Origin of the sequence: Fontimonas sp. SYSU GA230001, assembly GCF_040066175.1 — a bacterium.
Lineage (GTDB): Bacteria > Pseudomonadota > Gammaproteobacteria > Nevskiales > Nevskiaceae > Solimonas.
In genome coordinates, this window is the sequence record NZ_JBEAAM010000004.1 from 72,192 (window position 1) to 97,389 (window position 25,198).

At 68.5% G+C, this 25,198-nt stretch carries 21 protein-coding genes and 1 tRNA gene; 9 read left to right on the forward strand and 13 right to left on the reverse strand.

Features of this window, described 5'->3' with window-relative positions; all coding sequences use genetic code 11:
* Window positions 1-17 precede the first annotated feature (17 nt).
* Both AAG565_RS02470 and AAG565_RS02475 read left to right on the forward strand, forming a co-directional pair.
* Window positions 18-1,202, forward strand: coding sequence for an O-succinylhomoserine sulfhydrylase (locus tag AAG565_RS02470; protein WP_348817959.1), 1,185 nt, complete (start codon window positions 18-20; stop codon window positions 1,200-1,202).
* On the forward strand, window positions 1,199-1,957 hold the full coding sequence (locus AAG565_RS02475; protein ID WP_348817960.1) for a ferritin-like domain-containing protein: 759 nt from the start codon (window positions 1,199-1,201) through the stop codon (window positions 1,955-1,957). The genes AAG565_RS02470 and AAG565_RS02475 overlap by 4 nt, the downstream gene beginning before the upstream one ends.
* On the opposite strand, the gene AAG565_RS02480 is transcribed toward AAG565_RS02475, so the two are convergent.
* The 3 genes from AAG565_RS02480 to dusA are packed head-to-tail and all read right to left on the reverse strand — an operon-like array spanning window position 1,954 to window position 4,292.
* Entirely contained in the window at window positions 1,954-2,673 is a 720-nt protein-coding gene (locus AAG565_RS02480) for a UDP-2,3-diacylglucosamine diphosphatase (protein WP_348817961.1), read from the reverse strand. The two genes, AAG565_RS02475 and AAG565_RS02480, sit on opposite strands and share 4 nt — an antisense overlap.
* A gap of 13 nt (window positions 2,674-2,686) precedes the next feature.
* On the reverse strand, window positions 2,687-3,229 hold the full coding sequence (locus AAG565_RS02485) for a peptidylprolyl isomerase (RefSeq protein ID WP_348818073.1): 543 nt from the start codon (window positions 3,227-3,229) through the stop codon (window positions 2,687-2,689).
* Between the two features lie 55 nt (window positions 3,230-3,284).
* Window positions 3,285-4,292, reverse strand: coding sequence for a tRNA dihydrouridine(20/20a) synthase DusA (gene dusA, locus AAG565_RS02490; RefSeq protein WP_348817962.1), 1,008 nt, complete (start codon window positions 4,290-4,292; stop codon window positions 3,285-3,287).
* Between the two features lie 138 nt (window positions 4,293-4,430).
* Between dusA and AAG565_RS02495 the strand changes: the two genes are divergently transcribed.
* On the forward strand, window positions 4,431-5,354 hold the full coding sequence (locus AAG565_RS02495; protein WP_348817963.1) for a DUF808 domain-containing protein: 924 nt from the start codon (window positions 4,431-4,433) through the stop codon (window positions 5,352-5,354).
* Here AAG565_RS02495 and AAG565_RS02500 read toward each other — a convergent pair.
* Both AAG565_RS02500 and AAG565_RS02505 read right to left on the reverse strand, forming a co-directional pair.
* Complete coding sequence (locus AAG565_RS02500) at window positions 5,344-6,126, reverse strand: heme ABC transporter ATP-binding protein (protein WP_348817964.1); 783 nt, start codon at window positions 6,124-6,126, stop codon at window positions 5,344-5,346. The two genes, AAG565_RS02495 and AAG565_RS02500, sit on opposite strands and share 11 nt — an antisense overlap.
* On the reverse strand, window positions 6,123-7,163 hold the full coding sequence (locus AAG565_RS02505) for an iron ABC transporter permease (RefSeq protein WP_348817965.1): 1,041 nt from the start codon (window positions 7,161-7,163) through the stop codon (window positions 6,123-6,125). The genes AAG565_RS02500 and AAG565_RS02505 overlap by 4 nt, the downstream gene beginning before the upstream one ends.
* Before the next feature lie 63 nt (window positions 7,164-7,226).
* Here AAG565_RS02505 and AAG565_RS02510 point away from each other — a divergent pair.
* From AAG565_RS02510 to clpX, 4 genes are all read left to right on the forward strand, one after another.
* Window positions 7,227-7,311, forward strand: a tRNA-Leu gene (locus tag AAG565_RS02510).
* Window positions 7,312-7,364: 53 nt separating this feature from the next.
* A complete protein-coding gene (tig, locus tag AAG565_RS02515) occupies window positions 7,365-8,690 on the forward strand; it encodes a trigger factor (RefSeq protein ID WP_348817966.1) in 1,326 nt (441 codons plus the stop codon).
* A 64-nt stretch (window positions 8,691-8,754) separates the two neighbouring features.
* Window positions 8,755-9,375, forward strand: a complete 621-nt coding sequence (gene clpP, locus AAG565_RS02520; RefSeq protein ID WP_348817967.1) for an ATP-dependent Clp endopeptidase proteolytic subunit ClpP — start codon at window positions 8,755-8,757, stop codon at window positions 9,373-9,375.
* A 120-nt stretch (window positions 9,376-9,495) separates the two neighbouring features.
* Window positions 9,496-10,770, forward strand: coding sequence for an ATP-dependent Clp protease ATP-binding subunit ClpX (clpX, locus tag AAG565_RS02525; RefSeq protein WP_348817968.1), 1,275 nt, complete (start codon window positions 9,496-9,498; stop codon window positions 10,768-10,770).
* Window positions 10,771-10,823: 53 nt separating this feature from the next.
* Here the strand turns inward: clpX and AAG565_RS02530 are convergent, their stop codons facing one another.
* The 5 genes from AAG565_RS02530 to glgP all read right to left on the reverse strand — a co-directional run bounded on the left by AAG565_RS02530 (window position 10,824) and on the right by glgP (window position 19,247).
* Window positions 10,824-11,783 (reverse strand): glycerophosphodiester phosphodiesterase family protein, encoded by a 960-nt coding sequence (locus AAG565_RS02530; RefSeq protein WP_348817969.1) that lies wholly within the window; start codon window positions 11,781-11,783, stop codon window positions 10,824-10,826.
* 254 nt (window positions 11,784-12,037) lie between these two features.
* Entirely contained in the window at window positions 12,038-13,402 is a 1,365-nt protein-coding gene (locus AAG565_RS02535) for an alkaline phosphatase family protein (RefSeq protein ID WP_348817970.1), read from the reverse strand.
* Window positions 13,403-13,405: 3 nt separating this feature from the next.
* Complete coding sequence (locus tag AAG565_RS02540) at window positions 13,406-14,551, reverse strand: hypothetical protein (RefSeq protein ID WP_348817971.1); 1,146 nt, start codon at window positions 14,549-14,551, stop codon at window positions 13,406-13,408.
* Window positions 14,552-14,881: 330 nt separating this feature from the next.
* Window positions 14,882-16,576 (reverse strand): DUF1631 family protein, encoded by a 1,695-nt coding sequence (locus AAG565_RS02545; RefSeq protein ID WP_348817972.1) that lies wholly within the window; start codon window positions 16,574-16,576, stop codon window positions 14,882-14,884.
* 163 nt (window positions 16,577-16,739) lie between these two features.
* Window positions 16,740-19,247, reverse strand: coding sequence for an alpha-glucan family phosphorylase (glgP, locus tag AAG565_RS02550; protein WP_348817973.1), 2,508 nt, complete (start codon window positions 19,245-19,247; stop codon window positions 16,740-16,742).
* Between the two features lie 173 nt (window positions 19,248-19,420).
* Between glgP and AAG565_RS02555 the strand changes: the two genes are divergently transcribed.
* Window positions 19,421-20,254: an SDR family NAD(P)-dependent oxidoreductase gene (locus AAG565_RS02555; protein ID WP_348817974.1), complete on the forward strand. Its 834-nt coding sequence runs from the start codon at window positions 19,421-19,423 to the stop codon at window positions 20,252-20,254.
* Here the strand turns inward: AAG565_RS02555 and AAG565_RS02560 are convergent.
* Together AAG565_RS02560 and AAG565_RS02565 are read right to left on the reverse strand one after the other, a co-directional pair.
* Window positions 20,244-21,368 (reverse strand): HupE/UreJ family protein, encoded by a 1,125-nt coding sequence (locus tag AAG565_RS02560; protein ID WP_348817975.1) that lies wholly within the window; start codon window positions 21,366-21,368, stop codon window positions 20,244-20,246. The genes AAG565_RS02555 and AAG565_RS02560 overlap by 11 nt on opposite strands.
* A 4-nt stretch (window positions 21,369-21,372) precedes the next feature.
* Window positions 21,373-22,200 (reverse strand): hypothetical protein, encoded by an 828-nt coding sequence (locus tag AAG565_RS02565; protein ID WP_348817976.1) that lies wholly within the window; start codon window positions 22,198-22,200, stop codon window positions 21,373-21,375.
* Window positions 22,201-22,273: 73 nt separating this feature from the next.
* Between AAG565_RS02565 and AAG565_RS02570 the strand changes: the two genes are divergently transcribed.
* On the forward strand, window positions 22,274-24,514 hold the full coding sequence (locus AAG565_RS02570; protein WP_348817977.1) for a DUF3604 domain-containing protein: 2,241 nt from the start codon (window positions 22,274-22,276) through the stop codon (window positions 24,512-24,514).
* A 13-nt stretch (window positions 24,515-24,527) separates the two neighbouring features.
* Here the strand turns inward: AAG565_RS02570 and AAG565_RS02575 are convergent, their stop codons facing one another.
* A complete protein-coding gene (locus AAG565_RS02575; RefSeq protein ID WP_348817978.1) occupies window positions 24,528-24,977 on the reverse strand; it encodes a DUF5610 domain-containing protein in 450 nt (149 codons plus the stop codon).
* Between the last annotated feature and the right edge of the window lie 221 nt (window positions 24,978-25,198).

Genomic DNA, 25,198 nt, shown 5'->3' on the forward strand with positions numbered 1-25,198 from the left:
AGCCGGAAACTAAACCGATGAACGAGTTTTTCGATCCCGACTGGGGTTACTCGACCCTCGGCGTGCGCGCCGCCGAGCCGCGCACCGAGAACCGCGAGCATTCGGCGTCGGTGTCACTGACGTCGAGCTACGTGTTTTCCAGTGCGGCCGAGGCCGAGGCCGTGTTCAAGGGCGAGGCGCCAGGCTACATCTACTCCCGCTTCACCAATCCCACCGTCGAGGCATTCGAACGCCGTCTCGCCGCGCTGGAGGGCGGGCAGAGCTGCGTGGCGACCGCCAGCGGCATGGCCGCGGTGCTGAGCCTGTGCCTGGCGCTGCTCAAGCAGGGCGATCACATCGTCGCGTCCAACGGCTTGTTCGGCTCGACGATCAACCTGTTCAACAACGTCATCGCACGGTTCGGCGTCGCCACCAGCTACGTGCCGATGGCCGATCTGGCCGCCTGGGAGGCGGCGATCCGGCCGAACACGCGGCTGCTGTTCGTCGAGACGCCATCCAATCCGCTGTGCGAACTGGCCGACATCGCCGCGCTGGCCGGGATCGCCCGACGCCGCGGCGTGTGGCTGTGTGTCGATAACTGTTTCCTGACGCCGGTGCTGCAGCAGCCGCTGCGCTTGGGCGCCGACTTCGTGATCCACTCGGCGACCAAGTACATCGACGGACAGGGCCGCTGCGTCGGCGGCGCGATCGTCGGTGATGCCGAGCGCGTCGGCAAGGACGTGTTCGGCTTCATGCGCACGGCCGGTCCATGCATGAGTCCATTCAATGCCTGGGTGTTCCTCAAGGGACTGGAAACCCTCTCGGTGCGCATGAATGCGCATTGCGCAAACGCACAGGCGCTCGCCGAGTGGCTCGACGAGCAGCCGGCGGTCGAGCGGGTCCATTACCCCGGTCTGGCCAGCCACCCGCAGCACGTGCTCGCGCAACGCCAACAGAGCGGGTTCGGCGGCATCGTCAGCTTCGAACTGAGTGGCGGTCGCGCGGCAGCGTGGAAGCTGATCGACAGCACGCGCATGGTTTCGATCACCGCCAACCTCGGCGACACGCGCACGACCATCACCCATCCGGCGACGACGACGCATGGACGCATCACGCCCGAAGCACGCGCCGCGGCCGGCATCGGCGAGGGTCTGGTGCGCGTCGCCGTGGGCCTGGAGGATGTCGCGGACATCAAGGCGGATCTCGCGCGCGGCCTGACGTGAACCTGCGCGCGCGGGCTTTCGATGCGCTGATCGAGCGCGATCCAGAGCGCAAGTGCACGCTCGTCCACGCGCTGACGGGCGCGAGCGGCGATCTCGCGGCATCCGGTTTCGACTGGACGCAGGTGCCCGGCCGGCCGCAGCGGCCGGTGCTGGTGGGCCCGCGCGAAGTGCCGCGCCGCGGACTCGGCACGGTCGAGGGGCGCTGTGCGCTGCTGCATGCGGTCGCACACATCGAGTTCAACGCCATCAACCTCGCGCTGGATGCCGTCTGCCGTTTCGATGGACTGCCGCCGGCCTTCCATGCCGACTGGATCAGCGTGGCCGAGGACGAGGCGCGCCACTTCGAGATGCTGCAGCACCGGCTGCGCCGCATGGGCCGCGCGTACGGCGACTTTCCCGCGCACAACGGGTTGTGGGAGGCGGCGGAGAAGACTGCGCACGATCCGCTGCTGCGCATGGCACTGGTACCGCGCGTGCTGGAGGCCCGCGGACTCGACGTGACCCCTTCGATCATCCGGCGCCTGCGCGACGTCGGCGACACCGACAGTATCGCCGTGCTCGAAGTGATCCTGCGCGAGGAAGTGCGCCACGTCGCCATCGGCACGCACTGGTTCCGTCACTTGTGCGCGCAGCGCGGGCTGGAGCCGGAGCCGACCTTTCGCAGGCTGCTGCAGGAACACGGCGTGCGCCTGCATCCGCCGTTCAACCGGCCGGCGCGGCTCGATGCCGGCTTCAGCGACGCGGAGCTGGTCTAGAGCACGATCCGGCGCAGCGCGCCACGGTCCGCCTCGAGGTACTCCATGCGCTGCGGGCGCCAGTCGGCGAGGACGATGCGCTGGGCGGGCTGTCCGTCGATGTGCAGCGCATGGTCGTCCGGACGATGCGTGTGACCATGGATCAGCAGGCGTGTGCCGCTGCGCCGCAACGCCCGTTCGATCGCAGCCGGGTTCACGTCCATGATCGCCTCCGGCTTGTTGCGTTTCTCGCTGTCACTGCGACTGCGCACGCCGCCGGCGACACGTTCGCGCAGCCGCCGGGGCAAGCGCACGAAGAGCGCCTGCGCGGCGCGGTTCCGCGAAAAACGCCGCCAGCGCTGGTAGGCGTGATCGTCGGTGCACCACAGGTCGCCATGCGACAGCAGCGCCGCCCGTCCATCGAGTTCGACGACGACCGGGTCTTGGGCCAGCGTCACGTCGGCCGCGTGCGCGAAACGCCGTCCGACGAGGAAATCGCGGTTGCCATGCATGAAGTGCACGGCGACGCCGTGCGCGGTCAGATCGCGCAGGGCGGCGACTTCGGGCGCATAGACCTGCAGGCCGACATCGTCGCCGATCCAGTACTCGAAGATGTCGCCGAGCAGCCACACCGACCGTGCGGCACGCGCAGGGCCGGCCAGAAAACGCAGAAAGCCCTCGCGCAGCGGCGAGGGCTCGGCGGGCAGATGCAGATCGGAGAGGAAGAGCGCCTTCATGCGCCCCGCTCCGTCATTTGACCTTGGTGGACGCCTCGACGACGCTGACGCGCTTGATCACCACCGGCGTCATCGGCACGTCGCGGCCGAACGGCGGGATGTTGCCGGTCGGCATCGCCGCGATCTTGTCCACGACGTCCATGCCTTCGACGACCTTGCCGAACACCGCGTAGCCCCAGCCATCCTGGCCCGGGTAATCGAGGAACGCGTTGTCGGCGTGGTTGATGAAGAACTGCGACGTGGCCGAGTTCGGCACCGCCGTCCGCGCCATCGCGATGGTGCCGCGCGTGTTCTTGAGGCCATTCTTGGCCTCGTTGTCGATCGGCGCGCGTGTCTTGCGCTGCGCGTAGGTCTCGTCGTAACCACCGCCCTGGATCATGAAGTTCTTGATCACGCGGTGGAACACCAGGCCGTCGTAGTGCTTGTCGTTGACGTACTGCACGAAGTTGGCCACCGACTTCGGTGCCTTGTCGGCGTCGAGTTCGAGCGTGATGTTGCCCATCGACGTTTCCATCAGGACACGGACGGGTGCAGCGGCATTGGCGGTGGTCATCATCAGGCTCAGGATCAGCGAGGTCAGGAGTGTCTTGATCGAATCGAGTTTCATTGGATCAGGCAGCAATGGCAGGGTTGGGAACGGAATCGACTTCGGCCAGGGCATGGTCGAGCAGTTCGAGATCGCCGGCGCCGTGGTGCACGCCCTCGGAGAGCGTCCTGCGGAAGCCGCGAGCGCCGGGCAGGCCGCGGTACAGGCCGAGGATGTGGCGCGTGATGTGGCCCAGCGGTGTGCCGCTGTCGAGTTCACGCGCGACGTAGGGCTTGAGCAACTCGACCACTTCGTGGCGTGACGGCGCGGGGCGGGCGTCGGCGAACAGATGCCGATCGACGTCGGCGAGGAAATACGGATGATCGTAGATCTCGCGGCCGAGCATCACGCCATCGACATGGCGCAGATGCGCGTCGCAGTCCGCCAGGGTCTTGATCCCGCCGTTGATGACGATGGTCAGTCGCGGGAACTCCTGCTTGAGCCGGTACACCTGCTCGTATTGCAGCGGCGGAATCTCGCGGTTCTCCTTGGGCGACAGACCCTTGAGCCAGGCCTTGCGGGCATGGACGATGAACACCTCGCAACCGGCGGCCGCGACGGTCTCGACGAAGTGGCGCATGAACGCGTAGTCCTCGGATTCATCGACGCCGATGCGGTGCTTCACGGTCACCGGCAGCGAGGTCGCCTGGCGCATCGCGCGTACCGAGTCGGCGACATGCCGCGGTTCGTTCATCAGGCAGGCGCCGAAGCGGCCTTCCTGCACCTTGTCGGAGGGACAGCCGCAATTGAGGTTCACCTCGTCGTAACGCCACTGCTCGGCGAACTCGGCGCACTGCACCAGTTCGTCGATCTCCGAGCCGCCGAGCTGCAGTGCGACCGGCTGTTCGCACGGGTCGTGGCGCAGCAGCCGGCGACGCGGGCCGTAGATCAGCGCCTGCGTACACACCATCTCGGTGTACAGGCGCGCGTGACGCGACATCTGGCGCAGGAAGAACCGGCAGTGACGGTCCGTCCAGTCCAGCATCGGGGCGACGGCAAAACGCCAGGGCGAATGGGCTTGATGGACGCTCATCGTGCGATTTTACACGGCCCGGGCCCGTTTCCGACCGCAGATCCTCTCGGCGGGACGATTCGCCGCTATGCTGCGCCCGCGGCGGGCTGCGGCGGCCGCCGTGGGTTCACTGCCGCGCAATCTTCCGGGATGGGTGTGATGGCAGGCAGCAGCTTGTTCGCATTGATCGACGACATCGCGACGATCCTCGACGACGTCGGGGTCATGACCAAGGTCGCCGCCAAGAAGACCGCCGGCGTGCTCGGCGACGATCTGGCGCTGAACGCGCAGCAGGTTGCCGGCGTCAGCGCCGACCGCGAGCTGCCGGTGGTCTGGGCGGTCGCGAAGGGATCGTTCGTCAACAAGCTGATCCTGGTGCCGGCGGCGCTGGCGATCAGCGTGCTGGCGCCGTGGGCGATCGTGCCGCTGCTGATGATCGGTGGTGCGTTCCTCTGCTACGAGGGCTTCGAGAAACTCGCGCACCGTTTCCTGCACGGCGCCGACAGCGGTGGCGACCTGCGTGCCGAGCGGCTCAGGGCGATCGCCGATCCGGCCATCGACCGGGTCGCGCACGAACGGGACAAGATCCGGGGCGCGGTGCGGACCGATTTCGTGCTGTCCGCGGAGATCGTCGTGATCTCGCTCGGGACCGTCGCGGACGCCGCGTTCGGCCGCCAGGTCGCCGTGCTGTCGGCCGTCGCGATCGCGATGACGGTGGGGGTGTACGGACTGGTCGCCGGCATCGTCAAGCTCGACGATCTGGGCCTTTACCTGAGCCGGCGCAAGGGCACGTTGCCGCGGCGCCTCGGTGCCGGGCTGCTGCGTCTGGCGCCTTCGCTGATGAAGCTGCTGTCGGTGGCAGGCATGCTGGCGATGTTCCTGGTCGGTGGCGGCATCCTCGCGCACGGGATTCCGGCGCTGCACCCCGCGGTCGAACACGCCGCCGCGACGTTGGCCGCGGTGCCGGGTGCGGCCGGCCTCGTGTCGGTGCTGGTCAACGCGCTGCTCGGCGTGCTGGCCGGTGCGCTGGTCCTGGCGGTGCTTCGCCTGTGGGGGGTGCTGGTGCGCGTGCTCAGGGCCTGACGGCGATGTACGGCCGGCTCGCGCCAGTGGCGCGCAGCAGTTCGACCTCGACGCCGTAGATCCGTGACAGACGCTCCGGGCTCAGTACGGCCTGCGGCGTGCCCTGCGCGATCGTCTCGCCGCAGCACAGCAGGGTGGCCGTGTCGGCATAGCTCATGGCCAGGTTCGGGTCGTGCAGGACGACGACCACGGCAACGCCCTGGGCGGCGAATTCGCGCGCGATCCGCAGGCAGCGGTGCTGGTGCGCGAGATCGAGGCTCGCGGTGGGTTCGTCGAGCAGCAGCGTGCGGGGGCCGAGGTCCACCGGGTTCCAGATCTGCGCCAGCACCCGTGCGAGCTGCACGCGGGCGCGCTCGCCTCCGGACAGGCTCGTGTAGCGGCGCTCACGCAGGTGACCGGCGCCGGTGCGCTCCAGCGCGGCGTCGATGATCGCGCGCTCCTGTTCCGGCGGCAGGTCGGGGCAGGGCAGGCGGCCCAGGTGCACGACCTCGGCTGCGGTGAAGCCGAAGCCGAGCTGGTCCCGTTGCGGCAGCACCGCGCGCAGGCGCGCCAGTTCGCGCGGGCTCCACGCGTGCAGCGCCCGGCCGGCGCATTCGACCGTCCCGGCCTGCGCGCGCAGCTCGCCCGACAGCAGCCGGAGCAGCGTCGATTTGCCCGCGCCGTTGGGGCCGAGCACGGCATGCACCTCGCCGCTGTGCACGTGCAGCGACACGTCGCGCAGCAGTGCGCGGCCGCCGGCGGCATGGCTCAGTCCGCAGGCCTTCAGGCTCATGCCATCTCCGCGCGGTCGCCGTGGCGCAGCAGCAGTCCGATGAAGAGCGGTCCGCCGATCAGCGCCGTCAGCACCCCGATCGGCAGCTCCGCCGGCGCGAACAGCGTGCGTGCGGCGGTGTCGGCGAGCAGCAGCAGCAGCGCGCCGAGCAGCATGCAGGCCGGCAGCAGCCGGCGATGGTCGGGACCGGTCCACAGCCGCACGAGGTGCGGCACGATCAGGCCGACGAAGGCGATGCTGCCGGCGAGCGCGACCGATGTCGCCACGGCGAGCACGACCAGAGCGATCATGCGCCGTTTCAGTGACTCGACATCGACGCCGAGGTGCTGCGCCTCGGCCTCGCCCAGCAGCAGGGCATTCAGCGACCGGGCGTGCAGCGCGATCGCCACCAGCGCCAGCAGCAGCAGCGGCGCGCCGATGCTCAACTCGGCGAGGCCGGCGCGGCTCAGCGAGCCGAACATCCACAGCGTGACCGCGCGCAGGGCGTAATCGTCGGCGACATACGACAGCAAAGCGATGCCGGCGGTGGCGACGGCGTTGAGCGCCAGGCCGGTCAGCAGCAGCGTGGCCACGCGGGTGCGGCCATCGACCAGACTCAGGCGCAGCACCGCCCACGCGGCGACGGCGCCGCCGGCGAAGCTGACCGCCGGCAGGGTCAGGGCCGGTGGCAGCCCGGGGCCGAGTCCGAGCACGATGAAGGCGGCAGCGGCGAGCGCGGCGCCCGCCGAGACGCCGAGGAGGCCCGGATCGGCCAGCGGATTGCGGACGATGCCCTGCATGCCGGCGCCGGCGACGGCCAGTGCCGCGCCGAGGAGCAGCGCCAGCAGCACGCGTGGCAGACGGATCTGCAGCAGCGCGATGCGCTCGAAGCCGTCCAGTGGCGGATCGGCCGGCCAGCCGGCCAGCGACGCCAGTTTGGGCAGGCTGATCGTCACCGGACCGGACAGCAGCGCAGCCGCGATCGCCGTGGCCAGCAGCAGCACGAGCGCGGCATAGGGCCACCGCGTATGGCGGCGAGCGGTCGGGTCCGGAGGCATGGCGCGCAAGGGTAGCCGATCGGTGCCGAGTCGGGCGATGGGCGCTGCTATACTGCGCGACCCGCGAAAGTGGCGGAATTGGTAGACGCACTGGATTTAGGTTCCAGCGCCGCAAGGCGTGAGAGTTCGAGTCTCTCCTTTCGCACCAGCTGCGGCGCCATAATCCTCATATAAATCTCTATTACGGTCAGAGTGTTAGAAATGGAAGTTCATGTCGAATCGCCGGGCGGACTGCACCGGCAGATGCGTGTCCGCGTGCCCGCCGAGCGTGTCGCCAAGGCCGTCGATGAACGCCTCAAGCGCTATGCCAGCCGCGCCAAGCTGCCGGGGTTCCGTCCGGGCAAGGCGCCGCGCAAGGTGGTCGAGCAGCAGTTCGGCGAGGCCGCGCGTATCGACGCGATCTCCGACATCGTCCAGCAGACCTACCCGGAAGCGATCAGCCAGGCCGGCGTGAATCCGGCCGGCCAGCCGAAGATCGACATCACCGCGGAAAAGACCGGCGAGGCGCTCGAGTACGTCGCGCACTTCGAGGTCTATCCCGAGATCAAGCTGCAGGCGCTCGAGGCGCTGAAGATCGAGAAGCCGGTGGTCGAGGTGTCCGAGGCGGACATCGACAAGCTCGTCGAGAACCTGCGCAAGGCGCGCCGCGAATTCGCCGTGGTCGAACGTGCGGCGGCAGCCGGCGACCGCGTCAAGATCGACTTCCTCGGCAAGCTCGACGGCGAGGCCTTCGCCGGCGGCGAGGGCAAGGACGTCAGCTTCGAGATCGGCGCCAGCCAGTTCCTGCCGGACCTGGAGAATGGCGTCGTCGGTCACCGCGCCGGCGAACAGTTCATCGTGGACGTGCGCTTCCCCGCGGACTACCGTGCCGAGAACCTGCGCGGCCGGACCGCGCAGTTCGAGGTGAACCTCAAGTCGGTCGAGGAAGCCAAACTGCCGGAGATCGACGCGGAGTTTCTCAAGTCGCACGGCGTCGAGGACGGTGGCGGCGTCGCGGCACTGCGCGCCAAGTGCAAGGCGGCGCTGGAGAAGGAGCGTGACAAGGGCGTGCAGAACCGGCTCAAGGCGCAGGCGCTGGACCAGCTGCTGGCGGCCAATCCGATCGAAGTGCCGGACGCGCTGATCCAGCAGGAAATCCCGCGCATGCGCCAGGAAGCCGCGGCGCGCATGAACGTCGCCAAGCTCGATGCGGACCGGCTCAAGGAGATGTTGCCCGACGCCGTGTTCGAGCCGCAGGCGCGCCGCCGCGTGAGCCTGGGACTGCTGATCGGCGAGGTCATCAAGTCGCGGCAGATCAAGCTCGATCCGGCGCGCCTGGACAAGGCGCTCGACAACATGGCCGCCGATTACGAGCAGCCGGATCAGGTCAAGGCGTTCTACCGCGCGCGTCCCGACCTGATGCAGGGGCTGGGCGCGATGGTGCTCGAGGACCAGGTCGTCGATGCACTGGTCGCCGGCGGCACGGTCAGCGACAAGTCCATGACGCTGGACGAGCTGCTGAATCCGCAGGCCGCCGCCAAGGCGTAGAGAAAGCCCGCAGTCCGGTACGCCGCTGCCGGACTCCGCCCCTCCACTCATGACACACCGAGCCATGACCGACATCCTGACCCGCGCGCAGCACCTCGTTCCGATGGTCGTCGAACAGACCGCCCGCGGCGAGCGCGCGTTCGACATCTACTCGCGACTGCTCAAGGAGCGCGTCGTGTTCATCGTCGGGCCGATCGACGACTACATGGCGAACCTGGTGGTCGCGCAGCTGCTGTTCCTGGAGTCGGAGAATCCGGACAAGGACATCCACCTGTACATCAACTCGCCCGGTGGCGTGATCACCTCGGGCCTGTCGATCTACGACACGATGCGCTTCATCAAGCCGGATGTCAGCACGATGTGCATCGGCCAGGCGGCGAGCATGGGGGCGTTCCTGCTGTCGGCCGGCGCGAAGGGCAAGCGTTATGCGCTGCCCAATGCGCGCGTGATGATCCATCAGCCGTCCGGCGGCGCGCAGGGCCAGGCCAGCGACATCGAGATCCAGGCGCGCGAGATCCTCTATCTGCGCGAGCGTCTCAACCAGATGATGGCCGAGCACACCGGTCAGCCGCTGGACAAGATCGCCCGCGACGTCGAGCGTGATTTCTTCATGAACGCCGAACAGGCCAAGGAATACGGCCTGATCGACCAGATTCTGGTCCAGCGGGTCGTTTTGGCTGCATGAATGGTGCATTCGGGCACGGTTTCGACGCCCGTTTTGCAGGAAAATGGCACTGTGCTATACAGAGACGGCCGGGCGAGCCATCGCCGCGGACGGCTCCACCGAGGTGAGTAAGGTAAGACGATGACGAGCGAGACCCGGAGCGGATCACATGGCGGACGCGTGCTGTACTGCTCGTTCTGCGGCAAGAGCGAGCACGAGGTTCGCAAGCTCATTGCGGGTCCTTCGGTGTACATCTGCGATGAATGCGTCGATCTGTGCAACGACATCATCCGCGAGGAGGTGCATGCCAAGCCGCAGACCAAGGGCCTGCCCAAGCCGCACGAGATCCGCGCGGTCCTCGACGAGTACGTGATCGGCCAGGACCAGGCCAAGAAGATCCTGTCGGTCGCGGTGTACAACCATTACAAGCGCCTGTCGCTCAAGGGCACGGCCGACGGCGTCGAGATCGCCAAGTCGAACATCCTGCTGATCGGTCCGACCGGCTCGGGCAAGACGCTGCTCGCGGAAACGCTGGCGCGCCTGCTCGACGTGCCGTTCGCGATCGCCGATGCGACGACGCTGACCGAAGCCGGTTACGTCGGCGAGGACGTCGAGAACATCATCGCGCGTCTGCTGCAGAAGTGTGATTACGACATCGAGAAGGCGCAGCGCGGCATCGTCTATATCGACGAGATCGACAAGATCTCGCGCAAGTCCGAGAACCCGAGCATCACGCGCGACGTGTCCGGCGAGGGCGTGCAGCAGGCGCTGCTCAAGCTGATCGAAGGCACGATCGCCAGCGTGCCGCCGCAGGGCGGACGCAAGCATCCGCAGCAGGAGTTCCTGCAGGTCAACACCGCCGGCATCCTGTTCATCTGCGGCGGCGCTTTCGCCGGTCTCGACAAGGTCATCCAGAGCCGCACCGAACGCACCGGCATCGGTTTCTCTGCGCAGGTGAAGTCGGAGAAGGACAGCAAGCGCGTCACCGAGCTGCTGGCGCGCGTCGAGCCGGACGACCTGATCCGCTTCGGCATGATTCCGGAATTCATCGGCCGCCTGCCGGTCTGCGCCGTGCTCGAGGAGCTCGACGAGACCGCGCTGATGGCGATTCTGCGGGAGCCGAAGAACGCCCTGGTCAAGCAGTACGCCAAGCTGTTCAGCATGGAGGGCGTGCAGCTCGAGTTCCGCGAGGAGGCCCTGCAGGCGATCGCCAAGCGTGCCAAGGAACGCAAGACCGGCGCGCGCGGCCTGCGCACGATTCTCGAAAACATCCTGCTGGACGTGATGTACGACCTGCCGTCGATGCAGAACGTCAGCAAGGTCGTGGTGGACGACGCCGTCGTGCGCGGCGAGGTCAAGCCCTTCGTCGTTTACGAGAACGCCGAGGTCAAGGCGCCGAAGAGCACAGCGGCCTGATCTGCGCGGTCCGTCTCAACGCAAGCCCCGCCCTCGTGCGGGGCTTCGCATTTTCAGCGGCATGGTTCGAGTTCGACGGCACCGGCTTCGGCGGGCGCGAGCCGGGCGGTGTGCAGGCGCTCCTGCATGGCCAGCAGGCAGCCGGGGTAGTTGGTGATGATGCCATCGACGCCGAGTTCGATCAGCGTGCGGATATCGGCTTCACGGTCGGCGGTCCAGGGTTCGACAAGTTTGCCGGCCGCGTGGGCCGCAGTGACGAACGCCGCGTCCAGGTCCGGCGAGTCGAACGAGGGTGCCACGTAGTCATGGCCGCCCGCGATGGCATAGGCGAGACTCAGGTAGGCGCCGCTGGGCGTCAGGTAGAGGGTCTTGATCGAGGCATCGAGCCGTTTGACGCTGTCGATCGCCAGCGGGTTGAAGGACTGCACGATGATGCGGTCGGCGATGCCGCTGGCGTGGATCAGTTCGACCAGCGCCGCGGCGGCCGTCGCGCCGAGCGGATCGGCCGGCGCGATCTTGATCTCGATGGTCACCGTCGGCGCATAGGCGCCCTGAAAGCCTGCAGCGAAGGCGAACAGCTCGGCGGCGGTCGGCACGGTCACGCCGCGGCCGCGCAGTGGATGCGCGCGTGCCGCGTCCGGCGAAGTCGTGGCCTGGCCCGGCGACCACCAATACGCGGCGTCGCAGCCGAGGATCTCCGCGTAGGTCTTGTCGGCGACGTTGCCGCTGCAGTCGGTGGTGCGGTCCAGCGTGTCGTCGTGGATCAGCACGGCGACGCCGTCGGCGGTCAGCAACATGTCGGTCTCGAAGTCGTCCACGCCCAGGCGCGCCGCATTGCGGTAGGCGAGCATCGTGTTCTCCGGCGCGTAGGCAGCACCACCGCGGTGTGCCGACACGAAGGGCACGGCGACGAACGACGCCGGCGGCGGCGTGTCTTCGCCGTCCGGCGCACCGGGTGCGGCGACCGGATCGGAACCCGCGCAGGCCACCAGCACCAGGATCGCCAGGAGCATCGACGGAGCGGCGGCTCGCCGGATCGACGGTGGTTTCATCTCAAGTCCCCATGGCCGGATCGCTGATCGAGTGGCGCCCGGTCTCGACGCGTCCCGCGATGCGCCGCCGCCGAGGATGCGAGCGGGCAGTCTGAGCCACCGGTGCTGAGCGCCGTGCCGAATGAGGTCGTTCGGCCCCACGGGAGCGGGATCGCCTCTGGCACAACGCAGGAGCGCCAGCGTCGCCAGCGTCACTGTCCGCCGACAGGGCGCGCTCATACCGGGAAACCGGCCAGTCGCGCCTTCGCGCGCAGGCTTTCGACCTCGGCGACGTGTTCCGCCATGCTCGCGCTGATGCCGGGCAGTCCGGGCAGCGACTGCTCACAGAACGGATCGCCGAACGGCCCCGCCGGCACGTCGAAAGCCGGAGCGTCGGGGTTCGCTGGCTGGTCGAAATCCAGCGCCAGGGCGAGATTGTTCGTCGTCGCCGAGCGCACGCCGAGCGGGCGCAGGTTCCAGCGCCATTCCATGAACTTGAGGATCGAGTTCGGCTCGAACAGCGTGTGCTCGACGTGGCCGCGGCGCACGCGCGGCCCGATCAGCACGCAGGGCACGCGGAAGCCCAGACGGCCATCGTTGTTCACGTTCGTCGCTTCGCGCTCCGAGACCGGCATGACAGGCGGCGGCACGTGGTCGTAGAAGCCGCCCCATTCGTCGTAATTGATCACCAGGAGCGTGCGCTCCCAGGTGGGGGCGCGGCGCAGCGCGTCGTAGATGCGGTTGAGGAAGGCCTGGCCGTTGCGCACGTCGGCGTGCGGGTGGTCGTCGTTGCACAGCGGATCGAAACCAGCCTGGTAGAAGAACGGATCGACGTAGGTGATGTTGGGCAGCTGTCCGGCCGCGCAGACCGCCTCGAACAGTTCGTAAGGTTTGGAGATCGCCAGGTACTTGTCCATCCACAGCGCGGTCAGCGGCAGGTTGCCGAAGAAGTAGCCGGCACGGATGCCGGCTTCGGCGGCGGCGTCCCAGAGGGTCGGCAGCGAGCAGGTTTTCGGCAGACCGGTGACCGGATCCGCGTCGTTGCTGCGGCGGTCGGTCTGCCCACAGTGCATGTAGACACGGTTGGCCTGCGTCGAGGCGAGGATGCCAGAGTGGTAGCGGTCGCAGATCGTCCAGTGCGCGGCGCAGCCCTTGTAGAACGGCAGGTCGTCGGCGCTGTAGTAGCCGATCGGGAACAGGTCGCCGGGTTCGGTTTCCTGGAGGAAGCCGTCCATCGCACCATTGTTGTAATGCACGCGGCCGGAGCCGTAGCCGTGGTGCGGATCTTCGAGTCCGCAGCCGGCAAAATCCGGACTCAGGCGGTGCGTGAACTGCGGCACGCCGTTCTTGTCCGGGAAGCTGAAGCCGTCCTGACGGCCATCGGCGCCGGGGACCCAGCCGAGCATGTGGTCGAAGGAGCGGTTCTCCATCATCACGACGACGACGTGGTCGATGCCGCTCTGACCCGGATCGGGCAGGCGGCGCGGATCGACCGCCACGCCTGCGGAGGCACCGTCGCTGCTGCAGCCCTGCAGCAACGGCCAGGTGGCGACGCCGGCGGCGGCGCGGATGAAGTCGCGGCGTGAGATCGGTGGAGCCATGTCTTATTGTCCTGTGATCCAGACCGGCGCGAGATAGGCCAGCGATCCGCCCTCGGGCGCATCCACGCGGACGAAGTACCAGCGCTCGGATCCCGCGACGATCGGCAGCGCGAACTCGGCCCGGGTGCCGCTGTGCGTGGCCAGTTCGTCGCCGCCGGGGCCGAACAGCCGGTAGGTGACGGCCACTGGGGTGCCGTCGCGCTCGGCCATTTGCACGCTCAGGGGCAGCGTGCCGGCGGACGACGGACAGGTCAGGCGTGCGCCCATCGGTGCCTGGTGATCGACGACCAGGTCGGCGCGCAGGTGCTGGCCGGGCGAGAGCGCGTAGGTGCGGCGCGCGAGCCAGGCTTCGCGGAAGTCGGCCTCGGTCAGCCCCTGCGCCAGCGTCACGGTCTTGGGGCGGTGTTCGACGGCGTACTCGGCGAAATGCTCGTCCTCGGACCCGACCGGTGCGAGATGCCAGCCCTTGTCGAGTGCTCGGACGTAGTAGGGCAGGTAGCGGTCCTCGCGGTTGGCGTCGTTATAGACCTCCATGCCGAACATGCGCAGGTCGGCGTCGGCGACGTAGGCGTAGTCGTTCCAGTCGCAGAAGCCGCGCGTCAGGTCGGTCGGGTCGTTGCCGGTCAGGCACTTGTTGTGCGGATGGTTGAAGTGCGCCAGGCCGTCGCCGCCGCCGCCGAAGGGCACCGGCGAAGACGCCGCACCGGCCAGGCCCGGCACCTGCGGATCGCGCGTGAACCAGTCCCAGAAGGTCTCCAGGGTGAGCGCGTAGCCGCCGTCGGTCTTCGCATTGGTGAAGTTCTGCGAGAAATAGACGTTGATGTGGCCAAACACGTCGGAGGTCCACTCGAAGCCGCGGATCGCCAGGAAACGGTCGCTGCTGGCGGCCTGCGCCTGGTCCTGCGTGGCCAGCCACTTCTGCAGCTTGTCTCCGGTCGGGTTGAGGAAGCAGTACTCGAGCGCGGTCGGATCGAAGCGGGACGACGTGGGATCGCAGCTCGCGTGCAGTGCCAGAAAATTGCCGGCATCGAGGCTGTCGGAGTGCTCGGAGCCGGCCATGTAGTCGTAGCCGTTCTGCAGGCCAATGTCGTAGTAGTCGGCTGGAATGAAGTGCGGATCACCGTCGGAGTAGGCCGAGTGCTCGTGCATCATGCCCTCGTAGTGTCGCAGGGACGCCGCTGTCGGGCCGACATACGGCTCACAGACCGCGGCCCCGTTGCGTGGGCCGTCGGTCGATCGGGCGGGTTCGGACGATGTTCCGCAGGCGCTCAGGACGACGGCGAGCAGCAACGCACCGCGGCCAGCCGGATACGGGCGAAACGGTCGATGGCGGGCGGATTCTGTGCAGCGGGACGGTCTCATCGGCAACGCGGCGCGGACATGGCGGGGCGCGCATGCTAGGAACGCCGCGTTACGACGGTTTGAAGGTCTCGTGAAGGCGCCCTGGTAAAAATCGCTCAAGGCGCGCCGGGGCGCGATTCAGAGCGAGAACTGTTGCTTCGGTGCCTGCCAGGCCGCATCGAGCAGCGCCAGCGCACGCTTGACCCGATCCTCGGACAGGCCGCCTTCGCGCAGGTCCTTGCCCATCGCCGCCGCGGTTTCCTGCCACTCCGCCGGCGGCGGCATCTGCTGGTCGGAAATCTCGAGCTGGTCGAGCATGCTCTCCATGCGGTCGATGCCGGCGCGCCAGTGCGCGCTGTCGGCGCCGTGCTGCAGCAGGCCCTTGACCAGCAGCGGTCCCCAGCAGGTGTTGAGGAACTTGATGGCGGGCGCCGGCACGGAACGGCCGAAGGTGCGCAGTTCGAGTTCGCGCACGACCAGGCGCTTGGCCTCGGCGACGACCGCTTCGCGGCGCTGCACGGTCTGTTCCTTCTGCGACTCGAAGAACGACTGGATCTGTTCTTCCTGGATCGGTTGCGCAGTGAGCATCGCCTCGCGGACGAAGTCGGGCGCGAGGTCGAACTGCACCAGCACCTGCTGCAGCACCTCGGCCATGCGCCGCGCTTCGGCGGTGCCGGTGATGCGCGATGTCGCCGACTTGAGCATCAGGTCGTTGACCAGCGCGCGCAGCGGATGCGTGACCGCCGTGAACAGCGTCGCGTCGGTGATCGCCGACTTGATGACCGGGAAGCGCACCGCCTCGTGCTGCTTCTCCTGGTCCTTCGGCACCAGTGGGTCGGCGATCGCCTCGTTGAGGAATTTGCCGGCCAGCGAGATGCGCTGCAGCGGCACCCAGCGCTGTTCGGGCTTGATATCGACGCCGGCCAGCGGTGCGTCGGTCTGCAGGGTCAGCAGATCCTGAGCCAGCGACACGTCGGAGTAGTCCTTGTCGGGCGGCGGCGGCTGCATGGCCACGCCCTTGAGCATCGACGCGGTCTTGCTGTCGATCTGCGGGGGCGGCGGCGGGGCGCCGGGTTTCGCGGCCGGTGCCGGCGCCGGCGTCTCGGCAGCGCCGGGCTGCAGCTGGCGCAGGGTCTCGGCGCGCGCCTTCTCGCGTTCCAGCAGGGCCGACGCCTCGGCGGCGCGCGCCTCGATATCGGCCAGGGCGTCGAGCACGACCTGATACAGGCGCGGCAGTTGCGGCAGTACGGATTCGTCGAACTGCTCGAACAGGATGCGCAGCGGCGCGCCGCTGCATTTCTGCGCCGTGGCGGCATCGAGCAGCGTGCGGCACAGCGCGGCCGGCGCCAGCGCACCGGCCCGGACCGGGAAGTGGGTCGTGCGGCGGATCTGGCCGAGCCGCACGTCGAGATCGGCGATCAGGGCGGCGTACTGGGTCTGCGCGCGCAGTTCGCGCTGGGTCAGGACGATGACGTCGTTGGCATCGGCTTCGAGCGGCTGGCGGTCGCCGGCGGCGACCGTGGCGATCAGATGGGCATCGAAGCGGGTGGTGAACTCCTGCAGCCAGCGTTCGGCGGCGGTACCGCCGGTCAGACGCGCCAGCTCGGCACAGCCGCGCTGTTCCGACGGCAGACTGCTGGCCTTGGCGCGCTGCGTGAGCGTGACTGGCAGGAAGCGTAAAAAATTGCCGATCAAGTCGGCCAAGGCGGCGTGCACCGTGCGGCGCAGTGCGTCCACGGCCGGATGCCCCAGCCGCTGCATGCGCGTGCGCTCGGGGGCGCTGTCGTCCATCGAGCCGGCAGGCGCCGGTGGCAACTGCGATGCGGTCTTCATCTGAACCTCTGATCGTCGGTCCCGGGGCCCGGATGCATCCATGCCGCCGGACCACCGGTCCGGACGGGCCGCCGGACGAGACATTACGCGATCCGCGGACAATTTCGTAGGACCGTCCGCTGCAGTGCGCCGCCCTCGTCGGGGGGCTCCGTCGAACCCGCGCTCAGGGCCACCAGCGGATCAGCGAGACTTCCAGCGGCACGATGGCCTCGGGGTGGTGGGGCAGGACGCGTGGCGTGAAATCGGTCGCCGGCCGTGCGCTGGTGATGGTCGTCTCGTAGTTCCAGGCGTTCAGGGCGCCGTCGATGGGTGCCTGGCGCCGCATCGTCCAATGCGTGGTGTCGCCGGCGCCGCGCGGTTCCGCATAGATCTGGACGGCCACGGCGTCGGCCGGCACCTCGCCGAGGTACAGCGGCACGCGGAACGACCAGCCGCCTTCGATCGGGTCGATGTCGAGCTTGCCGAAACGGATCTGCGACCAGCCCGTCGTCAGCGTGCGCTGCCAGTGCAGCAGCTCGGCGGCGAGGCGTGCGCCGTCGGCGCAACGACGGCGATGCGCGGCAGCGGCGGGGCGGTAGAGTGCATCGAGATACTCGTCGAGCATCCGGTTGCTGGAGTAGTGCGGGGCCAGCGTCGTCAGGCTGCCACGGATGCGCGCCAGCCATTGACGCGGCAGTCCCTCGGCATCGCGGTCGTAGAACAGGGGCACGACTTCGCGTTCGAGCAAGGTATAGAGCTGTTCGGCCTCGGCACGATCGGTGGCGGCGTCGGAGTCGCGGTCCGCGCGGATCGCCCAGCCGGCGTCCGCGCTATAAGCTTCGTCCCACCAGCCATCGAGCACCGAGATGTTGAGGCCGCCGTTGACCAGCACCTTCATCCCGGACGTGCCGCAGGCTTCCCAGGGACGCCGTGGTGTGTTGATCCAGGCGTCCACGCCCTGGACCATGCACTGGGCGAGATTGACGTCGTAGTCCTCGACGAACACCACCCGCGCACGCACGTCCGGACGCTGGACGAATTCGGTCCACGCGCGGATCAGGCGCTTGCCCTCGGCGTCCTGCGGGTGCGCCTTGCCGGCAACGACGATCTGTACGGGTTTCTCGCCGTGGGTCAGCAGGCGGGCGAGGCGGTCCGGATCGGTCAGCAGCAGATTGGGGCGCTTGTAGGCGGTGAAGCGGCGCGCGAGGCCGAGCGTGAGGACATTCGGGTCGAGCACGTGGGCAGCGGCCTCGACCGTCGCCGCGTCGAGTCCGCGCTGGCCGAGCTGGCGCTTGAGCCGCGAGCGGACCTGATTGACGAGCTCGAGCCGCTCGTCGCCGATCAGCCGCCACAACGCGTGATCGTCCACGCGCTGGATGTCGCAGGCCAGCGTCTTGAGATCGCCGCGCCAGCGTCCCTTGCCGCAGGTCTCGGTCCACAGGCGGTCGGCGGCCGGCGAGTCCCAGCTCGGCGCATGCACGCCGTTGGTGATGTGGCTGACCGGCACTTCCTGCCGAGGCCAGCGCGGGAACAGTCCACCGAACAGCCGGCGGCTGACTTCGCCGTGGATGCGGCTGACGCCGTTGACCGCGCCGCAGCTGCGCAGCGCCAGGAACGTCATGTTGAAGGGCTCGTCGCGCGAGCCCTGCAGTGGCTGCCCGAGGCGCGCCAGCTCGTCCTCGTCGATGCCGATGTCGCGCGCATAGACGCGGCCGTACTTGCGCGCCAGCTCGATCGGAAAGACGTCGAACGCCGCGGCGACGGAGGTGTGCGTCGTGAATACGTTGCCCGCGCGTGTCGCCCACAGCGCTTCGCGGAAGCCGATGCCGGTGCTGCGCATGAACTGGCGTGCCCGCTCCAGCGTGGCGAGCGCGGCATGTCCCTCGTTGAGATGGCAGACCTCGGGTTGATGGCCCAGCGCCGCCAGCGCGCGCCAGCCGCCGATGCCCAGCGCGATCTCCTGCAGGAAGCGCGCCTCCGGCGCTGCGGGATAGAGCGTGTTGGTGATGCCGCGATCCGCCGGACTGTTGAACGGGTGATTGCTGTCGAGCAGCAGCAGCGGCACGCGTCCCACCTGCGCCTGCCAGACGCGCAGCATCGCGTCCCGTCCGGGCAGGCGCAGCGTGACCGACAGCCACTCGCCGTCGGGACCGAGGGCCGGCGAGATCGGCAGGTCGCCGGGCACGTTCGCCGGATAGAACTCCTGCTGCGCGCCCACACTATCGAGCATCTGCCGGGCGTAGCCCTGCTGGTAGAGCAGTCCGACCGCGATCATCGGCAGGCCCAGGTCGCTGGCGGTCTTGAGCGTGTCCCCGGCGAGGATGCCGAGCCCGCCCGAGTACAGCGGCAAGGCTTCGGCGAGGCCGTATTCCAGGCAGAAGTAGGCGACCCGCGGTGCCGGCTCCGCACCGCTGCGTTCGAACCAGGCCGGCTGGTCGAGGTACTGGCGTCGTTCGGCGACGGCGCCGGCCAGCCGCTGGCGGAAGCCGGCGTCCGAGGCCAGCTGTTCCAGGCGCCGCCGCGAAACGGCCCGCAGGATCAGCCACGGGTTGCGCGTGCGCGACCAGATATCCGCGGACAGTGATTCCCACAGCGCGTCGGTCGCGTGATTCCAGGTCCAGCGCAGGTCGAGCGCCAGCTCGGTGAGCGCTTCGAGTCCCTGCGGCAGCCGGTTGGCGACGAAGGAGATCATGGGCGCCGACTATCGCCTGCCGCAGCCGGCGCGGCGCTGACTTGCGTCAAGACGGCCCTGCGTTGATCGGCCGCGCAGCCACGGATAAAGTGCCAGCGGCCAATGTCATCGTTGATGGCTTCGGGTTCCACTGCGCAGCCAGCACAACAGACTTCAAGCCAACGGACACATCGATGAAAAACTTCAGGAACAAGGTCGCCGCGATCACCGGCGCGGGCTCCGGCATGGGGCGCGAGCTCGCAGTCGAACTGGCCGGGCGCGGCTGCCACTTGGCGCTGTCCGACGTCAACGACGAGGGCCTCGCCGAGACCGTGCGGCTGGTGTCGGGCGCCGGCGTCAAGGTGACGCACGCGCATCTCGACGTGGCGGACCGCAAGGCGGTGTTCGCCTGGGCCGACGCGGTGGTGCGCGATCACGGCAAGGTCAACCTGATCTTCAACAACGCCGGCGTCGCGCTGGCGGCGACCGTCGAAGGCATGTCCTACGAAGACTTCGAGTGGTTGATGAACATCAACTTCTGGGGCGTCGTGCACGGCACCAAGGCTTTCCTGCCGTATCTGAAGCAGGCCGGCGAGGGCCACATCATCAATACGTCCAGCGTATTTGGCCTGGTCGGCATTCCGTCGCAGTCGGCCTACAACGCGGCGAAGTTCGCGGTGCGCGGCTTCACCGAGTCGCTGCGCATGGAGCTGGACATGCAGAGGTGCGGGGTCAGCGCCACCAGCGTGCACCCCGGCGGCATCAAGACCAACATCGCCCGTTCGGCGCGCATGTCCGGCAGCGTCGAACAGCTGGGCATGGACCGGAAGAACGCCACCGCCAGGTTCGAGAAGAACTTCATCACGACGGCCAATCGCGCGGCGCGCATCATCCTGCGCGCGGTCGAGAAGAACCAGCGCCGTGTGCTGGTCGGCCCCGATGCGCACGTCATCGACGGCGTGGCGCGCGCGCTGCCTTCGGCCTACCAGCGGCTCGTGACGCAGTTCAGCAAGGCGGTCATGAGCTGATCCGCTGCAGGTACCACGCGCAGCCGAGCGCGAGGATCACGGCAGGGACGATGGGCGAGCGCAGGCTCGCCCATTTTCGTGTGGCCCACCACAGCGGCAGCACGAACAGCAGCTGACCCAGCTCCACACCGAGATTGAAGCCGAGCAGCGGCAACGGCGGCACGGACTGTGCTGCGGACAGCTGCGCCAGCACTCCGGCAAAACCGAAACCGTGGAACAGGCCGAACAGTGCGGTCCTGGCGCTGTCGAGTGCCGGCGCGGTGCTGCCGTTGCCGAGCATCAGCAGCGGTACGGCCAGCAGCAAGGGCAGCGGCAGGGCGCCGGCGAGCCAGCCGGCCAGCGCCAGCGTCGCGGCGAGTGCGGCACCGTGCCACAGCGCGCGGCGGTGGCCTGCCAGCGCGCGTTCCGCGGCCGCGCAGACGATGGTCAGCGCAATGAAGCTCTCCACCAGCAGCGCGGACGGACGTATGCCGCCCAGTGCCGCCAGCGCCAGCGTCAGGCTGTGCCCGAGCGTGAAGCCGGTGACGCGCCACACCAGCGCAGGCAGCGTCGCGGCGCCCAGCAGCACGGCAAGCAGAAAGGCCAGGTGGTCCCAGCCCAGCAGGATGTGTTCGAGGCCCAGCGACAAATAGCGCTGGAACGACGGCGCCGGCGCGTCGCCGGTCGCGGTGTCGAAGGCAATCACGTCGTTCGCGGCGCTGAGCGCGAACGGTCCGTGCGTCGCATCCGCGGAGCGCCATTGCAGCAGATGCAGATGGCCCGGAATCGCGTCGAGCAGGAAGCGGGTGCGCAGCCGTACGGGCGGACCGGCGCAATGCCAGCGCGCGTCGATCAGGAACTGCTGTCCGGCCAGGCGCGCATCGACCTGTACCACGGCACAGGGAGCGTTCACGGATTCGGGCTGGAATCCATCACCGACGCGCTGCGCGATCAGGCCGGTGGTCGCCGGCGCGAATGGATCGAGGCTGAGCGGATTGAGTTCGGCGGTCGGCAGGCGCACCGTCGCGCGCAACTCGTTGCCGGCGACGTCCCAGTCCGAATACGACACCGAGCGGTTGTGCGCCCACGCCGGTGCGAGGCACTGCGCGCCGATCAGCAGGAGCGCGGACGCCAATCGCCTACGGCGCATCGGCGGTGCGGACCGGCGTGCTGCTGCGCAGGGTGACGAGCAGCCGTTCGAGCGCCGCTTCGGCCTGCCGTCGCGACAGTTCGGTGCGCACCGCATCGGCCACTTGGTCGTAACGCGGCATGTCGGCGAGACGTTCGTGCAGCATCAGGTACAGCCGCGCATCGCCGCCGCGCAACGGACCGAGCACGCGACCGCGCTCGGCGGTGCGCAGCAGTTCCGCGGCGCTGCCGCCCAGGCGCTGGGCGATCTGCGGCAGCGTGAGCGCCTGCGCCGGCAGTTCGATGGCTCTGAGCGGCGCGCGGACGTCGCCATCCCGCAGCGCCGCCGCCAGCCGCGCGTCGTCGGCCGCGGTGTCCGCAGGTGCCAGCACCGCGCCGATCCGCAGACGTGCCTGCGCCGAGAAGTAGGCGGGATCCTGCTCGAACAGCGCGCGCGCGTCGTTCTCGTCCACCGCCGCGCCGGCCGTCGTGGCATCGACCAGGCCTGCGACCAGCGTCTTGCGCAGCGCCGGGTCGTTGCGTGCCAGGCCGCTGTCGATGGCGTGCTGGAACAGCAGTTCCTCGTCGATCAGGCGCTGCAGGATCGCACGCCGCGCGGGCGCATCCAGCGGTGCGCCGCGGTCGGCTTCGACGGCCTGCACCGCACGCAGCCACTGGCTGCGCAGGATCGGCTGGCTGCCGACCATTGCGACGGCATCCGCCGGCAGCGCGTCACGACCGTCCACGTACAGTGTGACGGCGGCAATCAGGCTGCCGAGCAGCACGGCCGCCCAGGCGAGTGCGATGCGATGCCGGGTCCAGTACGCTTCAGCGTCCATCGTCGAGGGTCTTCTCTGGCTTCTGCCGGCACAATATTGACATACTGTAAACGTGACCATGGGGGAGTCGGGCATGAACGGGATCTCGAAGGGTGCGCTTGCGGCAGTGATGATCGTTGGCCTTGGCGGCGCGGTGCTGTGGCTCGATCGCCGGGTCGAACCGGAAGGCGCCGGCACGGTGGCGCCGCAGCGGGTCGATGCCGGCAGCCTGCGGCAACGCGCCTCGCAGAACGCGGCGCCGGAAACGTCGGATCCGGGTCCCGACCAGATTCTGTTCGGCGACCTGCACGTGCATACGACCTACTCGATGGATGCCTTCGCCTGGGCGATGCCGCTGATGCACGGTCCGGGTGCCCGTCCGCCGGCCGATGCCTGCGATTTCGCGCGTTTCTGCTCGTCGCTCGATTTCTACGCCCACACCGATCATGCCGAGAGCCTGACGCCGCGGCACTGGTCGATGATCAAGGACACGGTGAACGCCTGCAATGCCGCCGCGGGTCCGGCGGACAATCCGGACATCGTCGCCTTTCTCGGCTGGGAATGGACGCAGATGGGCAACACGCCGGCGACCCACTATGGCCACAAGAACGTGATCCTGCGCGAGACCGCCGATGAACGCGTGCCGAGGCGTCCGATCGTCGCCGGCGGCACCGCGTTCAAGGCGATGCGCAACGACCCGCTGCCGCCGATCGAGCGCGTGATCGGGCCGTATCTCGCGGATTTCACCCACCGCGACTACCAGTTCCTGCAGCAGGCCAAGCGCCGCGAGCTGATCGACACGCCGGTCTGCGCGACGGATGTGAACACGCGCGAGCTGCCGGCCGACTGCATCGAGGTCGCCGACACGCCGCGCGAGCTGTTCCGCAAGCTCGACGAATGGGGCGGCGAGGCGCTGGTGATTCCGCACGGCACCACCTGGGGCTACTACACGCCGCCCGGCTCCGACTGGACCAAGCAGCTCACGCGCGAGCAGCACGATCCCAAACGTCAGACGCTGATCGAAGTCTATTCGGGGCATGGCAATTCCGAGCCGTACCGCGACTGGAAGGCGGTGGCCTACGGCGCGGACGGCGAAATGGTTTGCCCGGAGGCGACCGACGACTATCTGCCCTGCTGCCAGCGCGCCGGCCAGATCATCCGTTCGCGCTGCGACGATCCGGACTCGGCCGAATGCGCCGCGCGCGTCGCCCAGGTCGAGCGCAACTATCTCGCTGCCGGCCGCGCCGGACACCTCACGGTCGCCGACGTGAAACCCGAGGACTGGCTCAACTGCGGACAATGCACGGACTGCTTCCAGCCGCCGTTCAATCATCGTCCGGGCAGCTCGGTGCAGGCGATCATGGCGCTGAGCAATCCGGCCGAGCGCGACGACGACGGCGGACCGCTGCGCTTCCATTTCGGCTTCATCGGGTCGAGCGACAACCACGCGGCCGAGCCCGGCACCGGCTTCAAGCCGGTCAACCGCCACTCCTCGACCGAGGCACGCGGTGCGGTCAACGCGCTGGTGCAGCGGCGTTTCGTCGATGCCGCCAAGCCCAAGGGCGACCCGCAGCGGCCGCGCGAGTACACGCTCGGCTCCGGGCCGTTCAACTTTCTGCAGGTCAACGAGACCGAGCGCCAGGCCTCGTTCTTCTACACCGGTGGTCTGGTCGCGGTGCATGCGCCGACGCGCGACCGCGACGCGATCTGGAACGCACTGCAGCGCAAGGAGGTCTATGGCACCTCCGGTCCGCGCATGCTGCTGTGGTTCGACCTGATCGACGCGCAGGGCGTGCGCCATCCGATGGGCTCGGAACTGCAGGGCAAGGACGTGCCGCGCTTTCGCGTGCGCGCGCAGGGTGCATTCGTGCAGAAGCCGGGCTGCCCGGCGTGGACCGAGGCGGCGCTGGGTGCCGATCGCGTCGAGCGCCTGTGTGGCGGCGAGTGCTACAACCCGGGCGACACGCGCACGCCGATCGAGCGTTTCGAGATCGTGCGCATCCGCCGCCAGGCCGATCGCGACGAGCCGCTCGGCGCGCTGATCGAGGATCCGTGGAAGGTGCTGCGCTGCGCCGATGAAGGGCAGGGCTGCAGCGCCGAGTTCGAGGACCCGGAGTATCCCGCCCTGGGACGCGAGGTGCTGTATTACGCGCGGGCGATCCAGCGCGCGGAGCCGGCGATCAACGGTGCGCAGCTGCGCTGCGAATACGACGACGCGGGACGCTGCATCGCCGTCCGGCCCTGCTTCGGTGACGCGCGCACGCCGCTCGACGACCGCTGCCTGGCCGACGTCGAGAACCGCGCGTGGTCGAGCCCGATCTTCATCCGGCCCTAGCGCGGTTCGCGCGTCAGGCGGCCGCTTCGGTCTTCGTGCCGCTGCGTTCCTTCTCGAACGCGGCGTAGCCTTGCTGCACCAGTTCGTAGGTCCGATTGATGCCGGCCGCGATATCGCCGGCGAAGACGCCCAGACCTTCGAGGATCGTCTTGGCCTCGTTGAAGCCCTTCTCGAAGCCGCTGCGGATCGTCTCCATGAACTTCTTCAGCACTTCGTCTTCCGGCTCGTTTCCATGCTGCTGCTTGAAGGCTTCGAAGAAGCCGGTGGACAGCGCGACGATGCGTCCGGCGGTGCCCTCCGGCGAGTTGTCCTGGTTCATTGCGTTCTGGATCGCGTTCTCACCGAGGGTGGGCTTGAGCGCCTCGTTGATCTGCTCGATCGCGGAGCGGAACAGCAGGGCCAGCGGCTCGTTGCCGGCGCTGATCGCGGCCTGCTCCGACGAGGCGACGATGGCGGCGTTCATTCGCGACCGCTGCTCCTTCAGTGCGGCGGTCGCGGACGTCCGTCCCGCGGCGCGTTCGGAGTTCGGGGCCGCCTGCGCTGCAGCATGGGATTTGACTGAAGAGCCGACCTGCGAAATGGGATTGGCCATGGTGATCTCCGAGCGGCGAGGCGGGTTGGACTGGATTGCCCCGCATCCGTTAGCGGCAGCGACAGCGCAATCTTGAGCCGCACAAGCGCCCC